Origin of the sequence: Clostridium sp. MT-14, from assembly GCF_042436595.1 — a bacterium.
In the GTDB taxonomy this organism is placed as follows: domain Bacteria; phylum Bacillota; class Clostridia; order Clostridiales; family Clostridiaceae; genus Clostridium_B; species Clostridium_B aromativorans.
Window position 1 is genome coordinate 1 of record NZ_JBHMIY010000010.1, and the last position, 18,596, is coordinate 18,596.

The window sequence follows — 18,596 nt, forward strand, 5'->3', positions numbered from 1 at the left end:
TCTGAGATCCACCATCCAGGGTTTAATTTTTTGAGCTTCTTCCATAATGGCCATTTTTATCATCTCCAAACTAGATAATTCTCATTAGAACCTTGACGATTCTTTTTATTTAAAGAAGGTTTAATATTTGAAGGTATGGGGCATATATATTTTTCTCCGTGAAGTCTTTCTTTTAATTCTCTTTTAGCTTTATCAATTAGCTCAGGTTTTTCAAATAGCTCCAATGCAGAAAGTGCCATAACTTTTCCTGCCATCAGCATGCTTTTGTGGCAAAACTCGGCTTTTACCTGAGCTACCACCTGCCAGGAATGTCCCGGTGTTCCAAATGCATAACAGGCTGTAAAACACTGTGCTGTGGGTACAACCCAACTCACATCACTCACATCTGAAGAGGCATGAATTATATTCCGGCTCTCTCTATAAGGTATAATAAAATCCGCAATAGCCTTTTTTCTCAATTTGTCTTTGAGTTTATCATCCAGGGAGACGGGAAAATAATTTTTCTGCTCTTCTGTCAACGTATTTCTTATGGCTTCAGCATATTTGAGATCTTTTTCATCTGGGACAACAGGTCCTATTTCCAGCATCTTTTCATACATTATCTTGCTTAAAGTGCTGTTTATAATGAGATTTGAAAGAGCATTGTCAAAAATCACTTTCACTCTAGTACCTGTCATAAGTGCAGCTCCTCTGGCAATATTTTTAATTCTCTCGTAAATATCCTTTGTCTGGCTCACTTTAGGTGCTCTCACCAGATAAAGTACTTCCGCATAGGATTGTACAACATTAGGCGAAGATCCACCGCTGTTCGTAATGGCGTAATGTATCCTGGCATCCTGAATTACATGTTCTCTCAAATAATTTGCTCCTATGTCCATAAGCTCTACTGCATCCAGTGCACTTCTTCCAAGGTGGGGACAATCCGCCGCGTGGGAACTTACACCATAAAATCTGAAATAGGCTTCTATATTAGCAGTCATACTGCTGCCCAGTACTGTATTTATGCTTTGTGGATGCCATCCAAAGACTGCATCCACTCCATCAAATACTTTCTCACGAACCATATAGGTTTTACCTGAGCCACCCTCTTCTGCAGGACATCCAAAATAACATATAGTCCCGCTCATATTGTGCTTCTTAAGATAATCTTTAACTGCCACTGCAGCCGCTAGAGATCCCGCCCCCAGTGCATTGTGTCCACATCCATGTCCATTCCCATTTTCAACTATGGGTTCCTTTGTGGCAATTTTCCCTTTTTGACTTAAATTGTACAGTGCATCATATTCGCCCAGGATTCCGATTACCGGACTGCCACTGCCGTAAACCGCTTTGAATGCAGTGTCAATTCCCGCTGCATTTCTATGAACTGTAAAACCTTCTTTTTCAAGCACACTGCATAAAAGTTGGCAGGATTTAAATTCTTTAAAGCTGTTTTCAGCAAATTCCCATATTCTATCATTTACATCAATAAATAAATTTCTTTTTTCTTCTACAATATCTATTATTTCATCTGTATTTGCCATAAAATTGTGCCTCACTTCTCAAAAATTGATTATCTTTCATTTGTCGGATCAAAGGCATCTCTCAACCCATCACCAATGAAGTTAAATGCCAAAACAGTAATTACAATCATAATTCCTGGCGGAAACCAAAGCCATGGTTTTGTAGTCAGAACCGTAATAGCCTGGGCATCTGTAAGCATATTCCCCCAGCTTGCTGTAGGCGGCTGTACTCCCATACCTAGAAAACTAAGTGAAGCTTCATATATAATGGCCCTGGCAATTCCAAAAGTGGCATTTACAAGTATTGGCGCCATAGTATTTGGAAGTATATGAGAAAACAATATTCTAGAAGTACTAAACCCCAGTGCTACAGAAGATCTTACATAATCCATTTCTTTGATTGAAAGTACATTTCCTCTTACCAAACGTGCTACACTAGGCCATCCAAGAAAACCCAAAACCCATATAATATTCCAAAGTCCCGGACCTACAATGCTCACTACAACCAATATGAGCATCATCTGGGGAAATGACATGAAAATATCTGTTATACGCATGATAATCATATCTACCTTTCCACCAAAATATCCTGATATAAGTCCAAGAACTGTACCTATGCCTACACTTAAGATTACTGTTCCAATACCAACAATAAGCGAAACACGTGCAGCATATATAAGACGACTCATCACATCTCTTCCTACCTGATCAGTTCCAAGAATATGTCTTGCAGAAGGTGCGGCACCAAAAGAATTCTCTACGGCATACGGACTTTGTGGAGCCAACAATGGAGCAGTTACTGCAATTACAGCTAATATTGCTATAAATATAACTCCAGTTACAGCCATTTTATGTTTTTTAAAGCGCTTTAGAATCAAGCGCGCATAATTTTCACTAGCTTCGGTGGCCTCAATAGCTAAATCGCTTGAACCATTTTTTAATTCCGCTTCCATTTTGCTCATAATATTAACCTCCTAGTTATATCTAATACGCGGATCAACAATAGAATATATGACATCAATTAATAGATTTGCCACTATAACAACTACTGAACCAAATAGAATAAGACCCATTAAAGTAGTATAATCACGACTCATTACAGAGGCTATAGTGAGCTGTCCTATCCCCGGCCACTGAAATATCTGTTCAGTAACTACAGATCCTCCTAATAAAGTTACAATTTCTACACCCGTTATAGTTATAACAGGCAGTATTGCATTTTTAAAAGCATGTTTGTTTATAACTATAGATTCCTTTAGACCCTTTGATCTTGCAGTACGGAGATAATCCTGATTCAGTACTTCAAGCATACTGGAGCGTACATACCTGACAAGTGTTCCCGCCTCATTTACTCCAAGGACAACAGCAGGCAATATCAAATGCCTCAGTCTGTCCACAAAACCATTATCCTGTCCCAGTGTTATCATGCCTCCAGAAGGCAATAATTTTAACTTCAATGAAAAAATATATATAAATACAAGACCTAGAAAAAAAGTTGGAACTGATATTCCAATAAGTGATCCTGTTGTAGAAATATAATCTAATTTTGAATACTGTTTAGTAGCACTCAATACTCCAAGTGGAATGGCAATGACAAATCCAATGAGAAGTGCAGCCCCCATGAGAACAAAAGTAGGAAGTATTCTCTGACCAATTAATTCGGATACAGGTTGGAAAGATGTCATTGAATACCCTAAATTCCCATGGAGCACATTTCCTAACCAAGCTAAATACCTGGCATACAACGGTCCATTTAAGCCAAGTGCAGCTTTTCTAGCCGCAATATCAGCTGCTGTGAGATTTGGATCAACCATTTTGTCCAGCGGACTGCCTGGTGCCATATTTATAATTACAAAACTTATTATAGTTACACCAACTAATACTGGAATACTTATCAATATTCTTCGTAAAATATAGTTACCCATTTAAAAGTCCTCCTTAAATAACATTAGCTAAAAACTATCTTGAAAAAAGCAAGCCGACAGATGTTTCCCATCTGCCCCTTCTACTTGTTTCAACTCCGGTATGTCCTTATCGCATAAATTTTTCTTGGCAAATTTACACCTGGTATGAAATCTACATCCCTGTGGTGGATTAGCTGGACTAGGTACATCCCCTTCCAATATGACTCTCTCTTTGTTTCTCATATGTGGATTAGGTACTGGATAGGCACTTAAAAGCGCTTTAGTATAAGGATGTCTGGGATTTTTAAAAATTTCATCCGTGCTTGCAAGTTCTACAATTTTTCCCAAATACATAACTGCAATTCTATCACTTATATATTTTACTGCCCCTAATCCATGAGCTATAAAAAGATAGGTGAGATTCAATCTCTTCTGTAAGTCCTTTAAAAGATTTAATACCTGCGCTTGAGTAGATACATCAAGTGCAGATACAGGCTCATCGCAGACAATAAGTTTGGGCCTCAGCGCAAGGGCCCTTGCAATACCCACACGCTGTCTCTGGCCTCCAGAAAACTGATTTGGATATCTGTTTTTAAAATTTTTGGGAAGCTCTACCTCATCCAAGAGCTTGTCAATTTCCTCAGGTATTTTGTCTTCAGGGACAATTTTATGAACTTTAAGAGGTTCCGCCAGTATATCATAGACACGTTTCTTAGGGTTCAGTGAAGAATACGGATCCTGAAATATCATTTGCAAATCAGTGCGAATACTGCTCATGCGTTTATTGGAATACCCTGCAATATCTTCATTATTAAAAACTATACTTCCTTCAGTGGGATTTTCAAGTCTTACAATTGTACGTCCCATCGAAGATTTTCCGCATCCTGATTCTCCCACAAGCCCCAAGGTCTCCCCTTCATATATTTCCAAATCCACACCATCTACTGCCTTTATATATCCAACTGTCTTGGATAAAATACCTCTTTTTATAGGGTAATAGGTCTTCAATTTTTTAATAGAAAGCAAAGGCACTGGTGCTGCCTGTTTCTCTATGTCTTTAATCATAAGCTATATTGCCTCCTTATCTACTTCCTCCACATTTTCAGCTAAAAAGCATCGTACTTTATGACCCTCTCTATTAGAACTTAAAGTTGGCGCCTCCATCTTGCATCGTTGAGATGCGTAAGGACAGCGATTATGAAATCTGCATCCAACTATCCCCTGATAGGTAGATGGAACCATCCCTTTTATAGATTCCAGACGTTCATCGGATTTTGCATCAATTTGAGGAATTGACTTTATAAGTGCCCTTGTATAAGGGTGTTTTGGATTGTCAAACAGAGTGAAAACATCCGCTTCTTCAACTACCTGTCCAGCATACATTACAATAACCTTATCTGCCATTTCTGCTACAACTCCCAAATCATGGGTAATAAGCATAACCGACATTTTCATTTCTTTTCTGAGCTTCTTAATCAAATCTAAAATCTGAGCCTGAATGGTAACATCCAGTGCAGTAGTGGGTTCATCTGCAATCAAGAGTTCAGGTTTGCAGCAAAGCGCCATTGCAATCATCACTCTCTGTCTCATTCCTCCAGACAGTGTGTGAGGATAATCATTTATTATTTTGTTTGCCCTTGGTATGCCTACCAGTTTCAGCATCTTCACTGCACATTCCTCTGCTTCTTTATGGTTCATGTTCTGATGCAGCTTTATAGCTTCCGTTATCTGATCTCCTATGGTAAAAATAGGATTTAAAGATGTCATTGGTTCCTGAAATATCATGGATATTTTATTTCCCCTGATGTCTCTCATCTCTTTATCTTCCAAATTTACGAGATCTATATTGTCAAACTCTATCTCACCATTTTTTATATACCCTCTTTTGCCTAAAAGTCTCATTATAGATAGAGAAGTTACACTCTTACCACATCCTGATTCTCCAACTATTCCCACTGTTTCCCCTCGATTTATATCAAAACTCACATCTTCTACAGATACAACTTCTTTTTTATTGGACTTAAATGCCGTCTGGAGGTGTTTTACCGAAAGCAAACAACTCATAATATTTACCATCCTTTCTATAATTTTATAATAAATTCTACTGTATTTTATATTGCAAAAGATTATAGTCTTTAATAAACGTATAATCTTTTGCATAGATCAATTATTTTTACTATTTACTCTGTACATCCCATTTATATACATCAATGAACATACCGTAGTTCTTAGGTTTTCCATAAGTTACTCTCTTATTTACAGCTTTCAGCTGGTTCTGAACATATACTGATGGACAAGGTAAATCCTGCGCAAATATTTCCTGTACTTTATCATAAGTTGCTTTTACCTGAGCTGGATCAGTCTGATGTAAGCCGTTTGAAAGCAGGCTGTCCATTTCCGTATTGCTGTACTGTGACAAATTAAGTCCCTGTCCAGTTTTTAATATAGACGATACATCAGGATTCATAGGATAAACAGGTATACCTACCAGATATATATCAAAATTATGTTTTTTAGCTGTAGCAAGGCTTGTAACAAAATCATACTTTTGAGGATTAACTTTTATTCCCACACTCTTCAGGTTCTGAGTTATAATATCTGCTACCTGTTCACGAACTTTGTTTCCTGTAGGTATATCAAAGTTTATTGCCTTATTTGGATCCCATCCTGCTTCCTTCAAAAGTGCTTTAGCTTTTTCAGTATCATGAGAAGTAGGCTTTAAATCTTTATTTACAAACTTACTTTCCTTCAAATATGGCAGCTCGATTATTTGTCCCTGACCCTTTAATAAACTGTTTATTATCATATTTCTGTCTATAGCATAGGAAATAGCTTTTCTAACCTTTGGATCAGTTATAGTCTTTGTATTTATCATCAAAGTCTGAATAGTGCTTTGAACTCCCTTTGAATCAGTTGTCAAATTGCTCATGCCTTTTACCTTGCTGTAATCTTCAAAAGGTATTTGTCCTAAGTTAGGGTCATTCATGTCAATTTCTCCGCTCTGCAGCTGAGCAGTTATATTAGCTCCAGGCATTATTTTGAAAATCAACCCATCAAGTTTAGGTGTGCCTTTAAAATAGCTTTTATTAGCTGTAAATTGTACATACTGATCTTTTACATATTTTTCAAGTTTAAATGGTCCATCGCTTACTGTTGGCTTTTGAATGAAAGAACTCTGATAGATCTTTTCCGGTGCAGTACTCTGAAGTACGTGTTTAGGAAGAGCCTTAAGCTTAGTTCCAATTGTATCTTCAAACAGTGTCAATTCCATAGGCTGCTTTGTAGTGATTGTCATGGTGTGGTCATCAACTTTTTTCACACCAGATATATCTGTACCCCCTGCAGTATTTTTCCCTTTTTCATCCAAACCTTCAACTATGTTAAAATTTGATGCCACAGTGGATGGCACTTTAGGGTTAGATATAAGGCCAATAGTATACAATTCATCATCTACTGTTACAGGCTTCCCGTCACTCCATTTCGCCTTTGAATTGAGTTTAATTGTAAATGTCTTATTGTCCTTAGTTGTAATGGAATCGGCCAGCATAGGCTTATATTTCATATCATCATCCAATTCTACTAGAGCTTGAAATAATAGTCCACAGCTTACTTCCTGAGCTACGTCTGTCCACTCCAAAGGATTGAAACCACTTGGTGCATTCATCATTCCTATATTAATGATCTTTTTCTCTCCTCCAGAACTTCCGGAACTTCCACCTGAACTTCCACAGGCAGGTAAAATAAGTGCAAGAATACATACCAGCGAAATTAATATTTTACTTTTAATTCCCTTATTTCTTTTCATTCTAGTCATCCTCCCAAAATTATACTAAAAAAACAAATTCAAATGAATGTTTTTATAATAATACCACCATTTATTATTCAATTCAATAATATTTTAATATTTTTATGTTACATTTTTTATTATTTTCTTATATAATCATTCTATTTTTTTAAATATTATTAATCATGTATACGTTTAATGAATATAAATTACGGCATTTATTCATAATTGCAAATTATCATGTGCTTTTAAAAAATTTTTAAATTTAAATTTTCTTTTTCCCATTTAAAAAAGCATAATTAATTCACTAATGTGATATTAATCATGCTTTACCTATTCAATAATAATTAAGAATATATATATATAATTTTTTAATAATTTCTACATTTGATTTAAAATAATTAATCCTCGGTGCTGTCCCATGCCATTTTAGCCAGCGGAAATGGTTTTAAAGCCCTGTCCAATATTCCCTGAACATATGCAATCAAAATGCCGTAGTTGACTATAGGTACATTGAATTGTTTTGCAGTATTTATCCTGTAAATCATAGCAGATCTATTCAACATACACCCGCCGCAGTGAACTACGAGTGCATATTTTTTTATATCATCTGTAAAAGAAACGCCTGAAGAAAACTCAAAATCTATCTTCTTCCCCGTGATCTGCCTTATCCACCTGGGTATCTTCACTTTTCCTATATCATCGGACTGTCTGTGATGGGTGCATCCCTCTGCAATCAATACCTTGTCACCATCTTTTAATTTTTTTACAGCTTTTACTCCCTTTATAAGTTCCACCAGATCTCCCTTATATCTGGCAAACAATATGGAAAAAGATGTCATTAAAATATCTTTGGGAGTATCTGCTGAAACTTTTAAAAATACCTGGGAATCCGTAATCACCACTTTAGGTTTTTTGCCCAAATTCTCCAAAGTCTCTCTGAGCTCATATTCCTTTGTCACCACCGCCATGGCATCGCTTTCCAAGATATCCCTTATGGTCTGCTGCTGTGGAAGTATGAGCCTTCCCTTAGGTGCCGCCTTGTCAATTGGAATGACGAGCACCACAAAATCTCCGGGGCTTATCAGATCTCCTACTATTTTAAATCTATCTTCATCCTGGGGCAATATACCTGCTATTTCATTTCTCAGCTTCTTAATTCCTTCACCTGATACAGCAGACACCGATATTACCGGAGCATTAAATTCCTCTTTTACATTTTTGATATAATTATTATCCTTCTTTAGAATATCTATTTTGTTCAGTACCACTATAAGCGGTATATCCTTGTCTTTTATCTCATTTATTATATATCTGTCATAATCGGTAATTCCAAGAACAGAATCTATCACTACCAGAGAGATGTCAGTTTTATTTAACACCTCCATGGTCTTCTTCTTTCTCAAATGCCCCAATTTACCTTCATCATCAAGTCCTGCCGTATCTATTATCACACAGGGTCCTATAGGTAAAATCTCCATGGATTTATAAACTGGATCTGTAGTAGTCCCCCTTACATCTGATACTATGGCTATATCCTGCCCGGTTATTGCATTTATAATACTTGATTTCCCTGCATTTCTTTTTCCAAACAAGGCTATATGTACTCTTACAGATCGTGGAGTTTCGTTTAAGCCCATAATTACACCTCCAAATATTTATATGCCAGGTATCCCTGGTTTTGTAAGCTGATATGGATTCATTATCTCATTTATTTTTTCCTCTGTCAGCACTTTTTCTTCCAGAAGCACTTTTTTTATTGTCTTGTTTTCTCTCAATGCCTTTTTTGCCAGTTGTGCAGCCCTGTCATAGCCTATATAGTGCACAAGAGCTGTTACCAGCGCCGTAGATGATTCCAGGTTATTTCTGCATTTTTTTTCATTTATTTTAATATTTTCAATGCACTTTTCCTTAAATATGGTAACCGATCTTTCCAGCAATTCAAGAGATTCAAGCAGACACTCCGCAATAAGCGGTGTAAAAGCATTCAGCTCCAGCTGTCCCGAACCGCTGGCCAGGGTGATGGCAGTATCATTTGATATGACTCTCATACTGACCTGACCCACCATTTCCGCTATAACTGGATTTACTTTGCCCGGCATAATAGTAGATCCTGCCTGTACCTCGGGAAGTACTACCTCTCCAATTCCCCCTCTGGGTCCTGAATTGAGCAATCTCAAATCATTGGAAATCTTCATCAAATTTACAGCCAGAGCTTTCAATAGCCCCGACACCTCTACGAATACATCACAATTCTGGGTTATATCCATGGGATAATCGGATCTGGCAAGTCCAAGCCCTGTTAAATTCTGAAGTACATCCGTTATTTCATATATGAATTTATTTCGGGCGTTTAGACCTGTGCCTATGGCAGTACCTCCTATGTTCACTTCCCTCAGTCTTTCTTCTACCTTATAAATTCTCCATCTGTCCCTTGCTATTGCTTTGGCATAGGCGCCAAACCCCTGGCCTACCATCATTGGAAGTGCATCCATAAGCTGAGTTCTCCCCAATTTTATCATATCAGAAAATTCACTTTCCTTTACCTGCAGTTCTTCCTGTAAATCCGCCAGGCAATTACTCAATTTTCTTATCTGTCGTATAGCTGCAATTCTAAGAGCTGTAGGATACACATCATTGGTTGATTGTGACATGTTCACGTCATTTAGTGGATGTACCAGAGTGTACTGGCCCTTTTTACCGCCAAGTATTTCTATGGCTCTATTGGCTACAACCTCATTTACATTCATATTTGTAGAAGTACCTGCTCCCCCCTGAAACGCACTCAGATTAAATTGATCATCAAATCTGCCCTCTATAACCTCTTCACTGGCTCTAATTATGGCATCAGCCTTATCAGAGCTCATCTCTTTTAAATCCCTGTTTACTATTGCGGCTGCTTTTTTTATTAGTGCAATTTCTCTAATCAGATTCAAATTCACTATTTTGCCGCCCAGATTAAAATTTTCCATGGCTCTTTGAGTATTGATGCCAAAATAAGCTGAACTCTGAATTTTTTTCTCTCCCAGCAAATCTCTCTCAAATCTGTCTTCCACATTCTTACCCCCTTTATTTTGCAGTTCATAATTTCATTTCAAAATTGACTTGAATTTTTCATAGTTGGCTCTAATTCCACTGTCAAGATGAATTTCTACTTGCATGTTTTCCATATGATGCAGTTTTTTATCATATTCTCTCAATTCATCCAGCTGATTATGGAGAATTGAAAGTTTTTGAGCTGTGTTTCCTTTTTCAAGACACAGGGCATTCTTTTTTTTATACAATTTGCCTTGAAGTTTACATATATAATCAGTTCTAATTTTGGATAATATATTCTTATCAAATCTATGTACATAGATCAAGCAGTTAAAAGCCTTGTATTTACCGGAAGTAAGCAGCCAGTATATGGGCTTTTTTTTATATCTTTGAAAGTGATCTTTAAAAAAATCATTCATAAAATACCTTCTCAAAGTTTCCTTGTCGCTTTCATTTCTCTTTTTTTTAAGAGTCTGTGCTATAAAAGCAATATTCTGAGATAAATTCTTTTTTCCAAAAGCTATTCTCACAAATTCTACAAACCTGGATACTATGTCATTTCTGAAATAATCCTCATACAATACTGGAATTACATTGTCCTCCTCCGGAGCAAAGGAAGCATCTGTCCACAAATCAGATATAACATTGCCCTCATCATCTTTATCCACCTTTCTTACCTGCCACACCTTATCCCCGTGTTGAGAACTGTCAACTGTAAAGTGCGAACTGAAACTGCCTCCTGCATACACAATTCCCTCCATATCCAGAGAATACCTTCCAAACATACATCCTACTGCATAGGATATAAAGGACTTTATTCCCCTTTCCCTATTGGCTCTCTCTATTGTAATATCTTTTTCCCCAATTTCTGCAGTCATTTCATTTTCAAAACCATAAATTTTTATAAATATTTTATTTAATTCCTCTTCAATACACTTCATCCTATAAAATTGTTTCTCAGAAAAATTCTCCCAATTGTAATAGGCTTTCTCTATGGTATTTGAATTCCCCTTGTAGATCAGCAGAGGATGTTTTTTGAAATCCCAGGAGGTTTCAAAAGAATCCCAGTTATTTCTGGATATGGATATACATTCCCTGCAGAGCAGATCAATTTTTTTTCTTATGGATGGATTTTGTTCCATATATATTGGTATCTGCTTAACAGTACCTGCAGTGAGATTTAACGTAGGGGCAATAAACTCAAAGATATTTGTCATTATCTTGGTGTTAAAAAAGCTCAACATATAATTATAGTCCAATTCATTTTTCACAAATATTGAATCAGCAGACTGGTCAAAAATAAAACCCTCATTCAGTATTCTTATGGTATTTTTTCCAGAGGTTATTCTCTTCCAGCTTATGCCTTTGTGGAAAAAAAACTTTTCATTTCGTATGATGGAACCTTTTTCCTCTCTTACTTTCTGCCCGTTGTCCTTCCAATAAATTATCTCAGATATATTTCCATACCATTTTTTTGCCTCGCCGCCCATTTGATATGGAATCCAGTACTTATCATTCCTATTCACTCCAGAAAAGTTTATGTGATTATAGTCTACCTCAAACCACTGTCTTATGTATTTATCATTGCTACCTGTCTGCATGCCCGTGCAAGGATACGCAACATCAGCTACAACTTTCGATCTATTCAATATTTCAATCTCCCTATCTGTAAGCCAGTATCCAAATCTATTTCCTGGAATCTTTTTCATCTTTTTCTGTTCCACAGTAAATCTGTAATCCACACAGGAATTGGCTATTGCCTCTCTGGTTTTTTCCGGCTGTCTTTTTGCCCCCTTAAAATCCGACAATCTTATATAATTTCCCGGCACATCCACACTATAATTTCTCAAGGTAAATGTGCAAATAGGCACTGTCGCCTCTTCAAATCCAGAGTATTCGAGCTGAATCAAACTACTTATATTTCTGGTATGAATTACAATTTTTCTCAACTCTTCATAGGACTGTATAAACATCCACACAAAAGGTACCATAAAACCCAGATGCCCATTACATTTAACTTTTGAAAAACTATACAGCATAAAAGCAGAAAACATATCCATCTTTGCCACTGGATAATTTTTAGCAATATATTTTCCTAGCAGTGGATTAAAATACCTGTTTCCCATATAAGGTGGATTTGTCACTAAAATATCATAAGTTTCTGACATTATCTCAGCCTGCTTTACAAATTCAGACAATAATTTAATGATTTTTTCCCTTCTTTTATGTTGAATTAAATTGTAATCTGAATTATTTATCATATATTTCAATCTATCTATAAAAAAATCCTTTTTAAATCCTCTCAGTTGTATTAATGATCCGTATATTTTAGCATCTTTAAATGTTTCTATAAATGCCTTCGTCTTTACATAATTTTCACCAAATTTACTTCCTGCTATATAAACTATATCATCTTCATTAAGGTCATTGCTCTCTTGTATAGACACTATATTTAAATCAATGCTTTTAAACTGCCCGTCTCTTGATTTTCTCTCTATATTTTTGAGAAGTTTTTTGTTATATTTCATTCCCTGCATGACAACAGCAAAACACGCCAGCCTATATGCCTTGTCATCTATGTCCATTCCATAAAGATTATTCTCTATAATCAATTCTGGTATTTTCCCTCGATCATAACCACATCTTTCATATATCTGATACAATACATCAAACATGTATATAAGTATATGTCCCGATCCGCAAGCCGGATCAAAACATTTAACATTTTCAATACTTAATTTTCTATCAATATGAGGCCGTAATTTTTCATAAGCTCCAGGCCGTAGATCTTCAATATAAAATTCCCAATTTCTTTTTAGATCGCCATGCTCCGGATGGGCTTCTACCCAATACCTTCCCAGGGAATTTTCAACCATGTATTTGACTATCCAATCTGGAGTAAAGAGCTGTGTCACATATGGTATTTCACCTTTAGTATACTTTTTCTTTGTCTTCATCAGCTTATTTTTTTCCTCAGATATGTAGTATTCATAGAGCCACCCTATAACAGTTACATCTTTCCAATCCTTTTCTGGTATAAGGGAAGTATCTGTCAATTTCCTTATAAAATCTCCATTTATTAAAATTCCCTCCGGAAACAATAATTCACAGCTGCTTTCCATCCTTTCAAACACAAATGGAAGAGAGTTGCTTAAACTATTACACTGAGTTATTATCATATATTTAAACAGGCCCTCCATATCACCATTTAATTTCATCTTGTATATTTTCTCAGTATCTACAGGGAGCTTCACTTCAAAAGCGTATTTCATTAAATCTGGCTCCACAGATCCCGGTAAAGAAGAAGACAATGCCCTTACTCCTGTAGGCAGATAATCATTCACTTCCATAAACCTCAACGCTACAAATCTATTAAACCAGATATAGGCAATTCTCTCAATTACCTTTTTATATCCATTTTCACCTCTATTATTCAGGATCTCAATTTTCTCAATTATTTTTTCCCTCTGTAATTCTTCCTCATTGCTGAGGGTAATTCCATTCACAGCCTCAGGGTTAAATCTTTCAGCATCATCTCCGTGTATGCCATATTGCAGGGCCTTAATATGTACTTTTTCAATTAGTTCAGTTCTGCCTTCACAAGCCAAGTTTTTAAGTGCGCTTTTATTCATATTTCATACTCCTAAATTTAATTTTTCTATGATCAAAAACACTATTGAAATCATAAAAAGTAAAAGTAAATGAATTCAACAGTGCCTTTAACCTTAATCCTTACTAAAATCCTTTTTTTCATCAAAACCCAATGTATCTTTAATGGACTCCAATACAGATTTTACAGTTTTATTAGCCAGATTTTCTATTTCATCCATTATCTCTTCTTTACTTTTTATACCAGTTATATATACGTCTAATTCCTTTTTATAAAGATTTTTTACGGTCTTAACTACAGCATACTCTAAATTATCCTTTTCAGATACTATAATGTCACCTTCCTGAAGAGTTAAATATATAGGGTTCTCCGATTTTATCTGGCTGTGGAATTTTTCCGATTCTCCGGAATCTTCATCTGAAACAATGTAAAAATTTACAGTGATCTCCATTGTACTTCATCCTTTCTTTTCAATTTGTTTCACTGTATTATATTTATTCAGATGATAAAATGTTACTTTCACTTTCCCTCTTCAGATATTCCCTGCATTTTTTCTCTATGTCTTTTAACAAGCAGTGCAGCTGCAACTGTTGTAATGGGTATTGCCAAAATCAGTCCAATACTTCCAGCTAAAGCTTTTAATATTTCTGAAGCAATCACGTCCTGATCAATGGCAGTAGTAATAGAAGTGCTGTAGGAATAGGAAGAAACCATAATCATTATGTACATAGCTCCTCCTACATAGGCGAGTATTAAAGTATTAGCCATAGTTCCCATTATATCCTTACCTACATTCATACCAGATTTTATCAATTCCCTCACTGTTATATCCGGTTTAGCATCTTCAATTTCCTTTACCGAAGAAGCTATTGATATACTCACATCCATGACCGCACCCAGAGCCCCCATAATTATTCCTGCAAACAAAAGGCCCTGAAAATCAAAATTAGAATTTTGCGCAGTATAGATAATAGATTGCATTTGATCATCTGTAAGTCCATTTACCCTTATTATAGAATTCGAAAACATCGTTATAATTCCTGCAATCAGCACGCCTCCTGAAGTGCCTATAATAGCTGCCAGTGTCTTTTCATTTTTCCCGCCTATTATAACAAGATTTACCACAATCGCAAACATGCATATAATTGAAGAAACAACTACCGGATCAAACCCCTGTATTACAAGAGGTATTAAAACCTTCAACACCATAACTCCGGTTATAGCCAAAGTTATAACTGATTTGAGTCCTTTTTTGCCCCCAATAATTATCAAAAGCAGAATAAAAAATATTCCCAATTTATAGAGGTATTTATACCTGACTATTTCATATATATATGCACTCTTCACATTACCGCTTTTATCATATTTGTCGACATTTATCAAAACCTCGTCTCCAACTTTCACAAAACTTTGAGTGCTGCTGTTCTCATCTTTTATCTTCCCTCCTACAAAGTTTTGCACAGTAACCGTTTTGCCCTTGAGCTTTCCCGAAATTATTTTTACATCCACATTGGAAAATCTTTGAGAATTTTTGTCTCCCTGTGATTCTATTTTAACAACCATGCCATGGATAGGTTTGTTATATTCATCAGATACGGCTTTTACAGAAAATATACCCGAAAATAGCAATATAAAAATCATTAACATAACTGAAGTATTTTTTGCTCTTAATATTTTAATTCACCTTCTTCTCATGAAGTCTCTAACTAATCTGAATTTATTTATGGAACTTCACATAATAAAATGCTCCAACATCCATATATTATAATCTAAATTATATAGACATTAAAACCATATTATATAATATACTTTACATTATACAGTGTATATGTTACAATAATGTGAGTGATAACCTTAAGGTAATATTTAGCACATTTAGAGAATATATTACTCTGTAGAAATAATAAATATAAACTAACTTAAATATCAAAATATACTGTTAAAAGGAGTACTTTAGAATGGAAAATTTAGCTGCCTTTTTATCAGGAGCTTTACAGATAACTTTACTCGACATAGTCTTAAGTGGTGATAATATAGGAGTAATCGCTCTGGCAACGAGAGATTTGCCAAAAAAACATGCAAAATCCGCTTCAATGATTGGAGTGTTTGTTGCAGTTTTCCTGAGAATACTGTTTGCATGTCTTATTACCTATATACTCTTAATAGAATGGCTTCCCATAAAATTAATCGGTGGAATTTTACTTATAAAAATAACCTGGAATTTCATAAGACCCCAATCAAAAAAAGTGAAAAAAAAGCAGATAACCCCAACGGGCAAATATTTTTCAGCAATTTTAAGTATAGTCATAGCTGATGCCACTATGAGTTTGGATAATGTGCTGGCAATTGCCGGTGCGGCCGAAGGTCATATATTACTTATAATTTTCGGACTGCTGCTCAATATCCCCATTATATTCTTTGGAAGCCAGTATGTAGCAAAACTTATGAATAAACACCCTATGATAATATACCTGGGAGGCGCCATACTTGCCCATACAGCTTTTAAAATGCTATTAGAGGACAGACTTTTACATAATTACACTTCTCCCATGATGATAAATGTAATATCTTTCGGTTCTGCTTTAATTGTACTGCTCTATGGAGTTTATAGAACTAGGAGGCCCGTTTCCCGTTCTTTAAAAGAGTTTAAAGAACAGCATTCTATCAAATAAATTAGTAAACTAGAATCAAAAATAGGCTTCAGAGGAAATTTTTATTCCTCTGAAGTACCATACAGATCTTTATAGACTATATTAAACACTTCTAATGATTCTTCTATTTTATTTTTTAAAAGTTTCTTCTTACTCTTCAATTCACTGACACCCAAATCCGTTAAAGTATATATTTTTTGCATTTTGTTTTTAGAATCATCCCACTTTCCTTCAATTAATTTACTTTTCTCCAGTTTTTTTAACAATGGGTAAATTCCCCCCGTACTAGGTATCCACCTGCCGCCAGTTCTCTCTCCTATTTTTCGGGATATATCATTTCCATTAGTAGCTTCCAAGCTTAAAATATAAAGAACATATATTTGTAAAAGGCCTTTTGTAAATACCTGTCCTACAGCTTCCCTCTCTTTCTTCACCTTCTTGAGCTCAGCTAACTTTTGCTTGTATTCTCTATATAGACGCTTTTCTTCTTCTTTCGTACTCTTTTCCAAATCAAATTTATCCATAAAATTTATTCTTCCTCAAATAATACTAAACCCACTAGGCCAGGTCCGCTGTGCACTCCTGCCACAGGGCTTATATTTCCTCCAAAAGTGGCAGAAACTACATTTGGATTTTTTTTAATTTCATCAAATACTTTTTTAGAATCTTCCAGAGCACATCCATGTAGTATACTCATCCTGCATTTTTTGGTTTTAAGAATGTTATTTGCAATTTCAACCATTCTATTTAAAGATTTTTTTCTTCCCCTCACTTTGTCATAAGTAAAATATTTTCCATCATTTACATCAATGGCTACAATAGGCTTTATATTTAAAAGTTCTGCAATAGTACCTGCTACCTTGCCTATTCTCCCGCCTTTTTTTAAATATTCTAAAGTACCAACTACAAAATACAAATGCAGTCTTTTTCTTAAAGAAGGCAAACTATTTACTATTTCATCGAAAGTCATTCCTTTTTTTATAAGTTTTGCACATTCTTCTACTAGCATGGCCTCTCCTACAGAGATGGACTTGGAATCATATATGTAAGTCTTAATATTAGGATAATTCTCACTGACCAGCTTTACCCCATTAAAAATACCAGTCAAACCGCCAGAAAGAGTTACAACTATGGCATGAGTATATCCTTCATCTTGTAAATTGTTGAATAAGTTCTCCATTTCATTCATAGAAGGCAATGAAGATGTAGGTATTTCCCTGTCTAAATTATCATAAATATACTTTGAATCTACATTTATCCCATCAACAAATTCCCTGTCTTTATATATTATCCTATAATGAAGTATTTTTATATTATATTTATCCGCCACATCCTTAGGCATATCACTTGTACTATCCGTTATCAATGCAATTTTTTCCAAACTTTATTCCCTCCACTTTTTATAAAATTTTAATTAAATTTTTACAACATAATAATTATATCATCTTCTGCTCAATTATCAATAGTGATATATATCACTATTGATAATTAACTGGATAAAAAACAGCAGCCTATAAACAGACTGCTGCACTAACTTATCCGAACGCTACCATTGTTAATACTCCCAACTTCTTAAAGTGGGCGATAAGCACTGCTACGCGCCTGGATAAGTTCTGCTGAGGTTCAGGTGGAGAAAAGTATTCCTTATTAGAAAACTCCACCTGAGCCTAAGAATCACTTTATTTTGCCTTAAATTTTAAAGAGCATTTAGGACATGATAGCACATTATCTTTAGTTGTAGTTTTCAACAAGATAAGATTGCCGCATCTAGGACATTTTTTATATCTTTTTCTATTCTTCAACCTCAAATTTTTTAGAGATATTCTACCATGCCTAATATTATAGATAACACGAAACACATCATTTAAAAACTTCAGCAGTGACCTTTCTTCTCTAGTTCTTTTCATAACATTTTTAGATCGGCTTCTCCAAAAAGCATACGATATCATAAGCAATCCTAAAAAAGCTTCATAGGCAGTAAGTAAACAGAAAATGCATCCAATAAAAGTTAGGATCTTAGAAAAATTATCCCATCCATACGTGATCTTCTCTGGACAATTATTGTTTGTATTCATAACGTTTACATCTCCTTTTTATAAAACCTTTCCC

The 18,596-nt window shown here is 35.3% G+C and carries 15 protein-coding genes; 1 reads left to right on the plus strand and 14 read right to left on the minus strand.

Annotation, left to right across the window (positions count from 1 at the left end):
- Positions 1-59 precede the first annotated feature (59 nt).
- The 11 genes from ACFHWD_RS09045 to ACFHWD_RS09095 all read right to left on the minus strand — a co-directional run bounded on the left by ACFHWD_RS09045 (position 60) and on the right by ACFHWD_RS09095 (position 15,477).
- Positions 60-1,523, minus strand: a complete 1,464-nt coding sequence (locus ACFHWD_RS09045) for a M20 family metallopeptidase (protein ID WP_378061474.1) — start codon at positions 1,521-1,523, stop codon at positions 60-62.
- A gap of 29 nt (positions 1,524-1,552) precedes the next feature.
- Positions 1,553-2,464, minus strand: coding sequence for an oligopeptide ABC transporter permease (gene opp4C / locus ACFHWD_RS09050; protein WP_378061476.1), 912 nt, complete (start codon positions 2,462-2,464; stop codon positions 1,553-1,555).
- Positions 2,465-2,476: 12 nt separating this feature from the next.
- Positions 2,477-3,427 (minus strand): ABC transporter permease, encoded by a 951-nt coding sequence (locus ACFHWD_RS09055; RefSeq protein WP_190972207.1) that lies wholly within the window; start codon positions 3,425-3,427, stop codon positions 2,477-2,479.
- Between the two features lie 27 nt (positions 3,428-3,454).
- Positions 3,455-4,471, minus strand: coding sequence for an ABC transporter ATP-binding protein (locus ACFHWD_RS09060; RefSeq protein ID WP_378061479.1), 1,017 nt, complete (start codon positions 4,469-4,471; stop codon positions 3,455-3,457).
- Positions 4,472-4,474: 3 nt separating this feature from the next.
- Complete coding sequence (locus ACFHWD_RS09065; protein ID WP_378061481.1) at positions 4,475-5,470, minus strand: ABC transporter ATP-binding protein; 996 nt, start codon at positions 5,468-5,470, stop codon at positions 4,475-4,477.
- 112 nt (positions 5,471-5,582) lie between these two features.
- Entirely contained in the window at positions 5,583-7,211 is a 1,629-nt protein-coding gene (locus ACFHWD_RS09070; RefSeq protein WP_378061483.1) for an ABC transporter substrate-binding protein, read from the minus strand.
- A 380-nt stretch (positions 7,212-7,591) separates the two neighbouring features.
- Positions 7,592-8,830, minus strand: coding sequence for a [FeFe] hydrogenase H-cluster maturation GTPase HydF (gene hydF / locus ACFHWD_RS09075; protein ID WP_378061485.1), 1,239 nt, complete (start codon positions 8,828-8,830; stop codon positions 7,592-7,594).
- Between the two features lie 18 nt (positions 8,831-8,848).
- A complete protein-coding gene (locus ACFHWD_RS09080) occupies positions 8,849-10,246 on the minus strand; it encodes an aspartate ammonia-lyase (RefSeq protein ID WP_378061487.1) in 1,398 nt (465 codons plus the stop codon).
- Between the two features lie 33 nt (positions 10,247-10,279).
- Positions 10,280-13,858, minus strand: a complete 3,579-nt coding sequence (gene pglX / locus ACFHWD_RS09085; protein ID WP_378061489.1) for a BREX-1 system adenine-specific DNA-methyltransferase PglX — start codon at positions 13,856-13,858, stop codon at positions 10,280-10,282.
- Between the two features lie 93 nt (positions 13,859-13,951).
- Positions 13,952-14,287, minus strand: coding sequence for a hypothetical protein (locus ACFHWD_RS09090; RefSeq protein ID WP_378061491.1), 336 nt, complete (start codon positions 14,285-14,287; stop codon positions 13,952-13,954).
- Between the two features lie 68 nt (positions 14,288-14,355).
- A complete protein-coding gene (locus tag ACFHWD_RS09095; protein ID WP_378061493.1) occupies positions 14,356-15,477 on the minus strand; it encodes a YibE/F family protein in 1,122 nt (373 codons plus the stop codon).
- Positions 15,478-15,794: 317 nt separating this feature from the next.
- Here ACFHWD_RS09095 and ACFHWD_RS09100 point away from each other — a divergent pair, with 317 nt between their 5' ends.
- Positions 15,795-16,508 (plus strand): TerC family protein, encoded by a 714-nt coding sequence (locus ACFHWD_RS09100; protein ID WP_378061495.1) that lies wholly within the window; start codon positions 15,795-15,797, stop codon positions 16,506-16,508.
- Between the two features lie 41 nt (positions 16,509-16,549).
- Here ACFHWD_RS09100 and ACFHWD_RS09105 read toward each other — a convergent pair whose 3' ends face one another.
- The 3 genes from ACFHWD_RS09105 to ACFHWD_RS09115 all read right to left on the minus strand — a co-directional run bounded on the left by ACFHWD_RS09105 (position 16,550) and on the right by ACFHWD_RS09115 (position 18,562).
- Complete coding sequence (locus tag ACFHWD_RS09105; protein ID WP_150358265.1) at positions 16,550-17,011, minus strand: PadR family transcriptional regulator; 462 nt, start codon at positions 17,009-17,011, stop codon at positions 16,550-16,552.
- 5 nt (positions 17,012-17,016) lie between these two features.
- The gene (locus ACFHWD_RS09110) at positions 17,017-17,868 is read right to left on the minus strand and encodes a DegV family protein (RefSeq protein ID WP_378061497.1); all 852 of its coding nucleotides are present in this window, start codon (positions 17,866-17,868) and stop codon (positions 17,017-17,019) included.
- A 298-nt stretch (positions 17,869-18,166) separates the two neighbouring features.
- Positions 18,167-18,562 (minus strand): hypothetical protein, encoded by a 396-nt coding sequence (locus ACFHWD_RS09115; RefSeq protein ID WP_378061499.1) that lies wholly within the window; start codon positions 18,560-18,562, stop codon positions 18,167-18,169.
- Between the last annotated feature and the right edge of the window lie 34 nt (positions 18,563-18,596).

Bases quoted from the DNA above. Each gene is read 5' to 3' on its own strand.
- ACFHWD_RS09045 (WP_378061474.1), bottom strand. From the start codon at position 1,523: ATGGCAAATACAGATGAAATAATAGATATTGTAGAAGAAAAAAGAAAT.
- opp4C (WP_378061476.1), bottom strand. From the start codon at position 2,464: ATGAGCAAAATGGAAGCGGAATTAAAAAATGGTTCAAGCGATTTAGCT.
- ACFHWD_RS09055 (WP_190972207.1), bottom strand. From the start codon at position 3,427: ATGGGTAACTATATTTTACGAAGAATATTGATAAGTATTCCAGTATTA.
- ACFHWD_RS09060 (WP_378061479.1), bottom strand. From the start codon at position 4,471: ATGATTAAAGACATAGAGAAACAGGCAGCACCAGTGCCTTTGCTTTCT.
- ACFHWD_RS09065 (WP_378061481.1), bottom strand. From the start codon at position 5,470: ATGAGTTGTTTGCTTTCGGTAAAACACCTCCAGACGGCATTTAAGTCC.
- ACFHWD_RS09070 (WP_378061483.1), bottom strand. From the start codon at position 7,211: ATGAAAAGAAATAAGGGAATTAAAAGTAAAATATTAATTTCGCTGGTA.
- hydF (WP_378061485.1), bottom strand. From the start codon at position 8,830: ATGGGCTTAAACGAAACTCCACGATCTGTAAGAGTACATATAGCCTTG.
- pglX (WP_378061489.1), bottom strand. From the start codon at position 13,858: ATGAATAAAAGCGCACTTAAAAACTTGGCTTGTGAAGGCAGAACTGAA.
- ACFHWD_RS09090 (WP_378061491.1), bottom strand. From the start codon at position 14,287: ATGGAGATCACTGTAAATTTTTACATTGTTTCAGATGAAGATTCCGGA.
- ACFHWD_RS09095 (WP_378061493.1), bottom strand. From the start codon at position 15,477: ATGATTTTTATATTGCTATTTTCGGGTATATTTTCTGTAAAAGCCGTA.
- ACFHWD_RS09100 (WP_378061495.1), top strand. From the start codon at position 15,795: ATGGAAAATTTAGCTGCCTTTTTATCAGGAGCTTTACAGATAACTTTA.
- ACFHWD_RS09105 (WP_150358265.1), bottom strand. From the start codon at position 17,011: ATGGATAAATTTGATTTGGAAAAGAGTACGAAAGAAGAAGAAAAGCGT.
- ACFHWD_RS09115 (WP_378061499.1), bottom strand. From the start codon at position 18,562: ATGAATACAAACAATAATTGTCCAGAGAAGATCACGTATGGATGGGAT.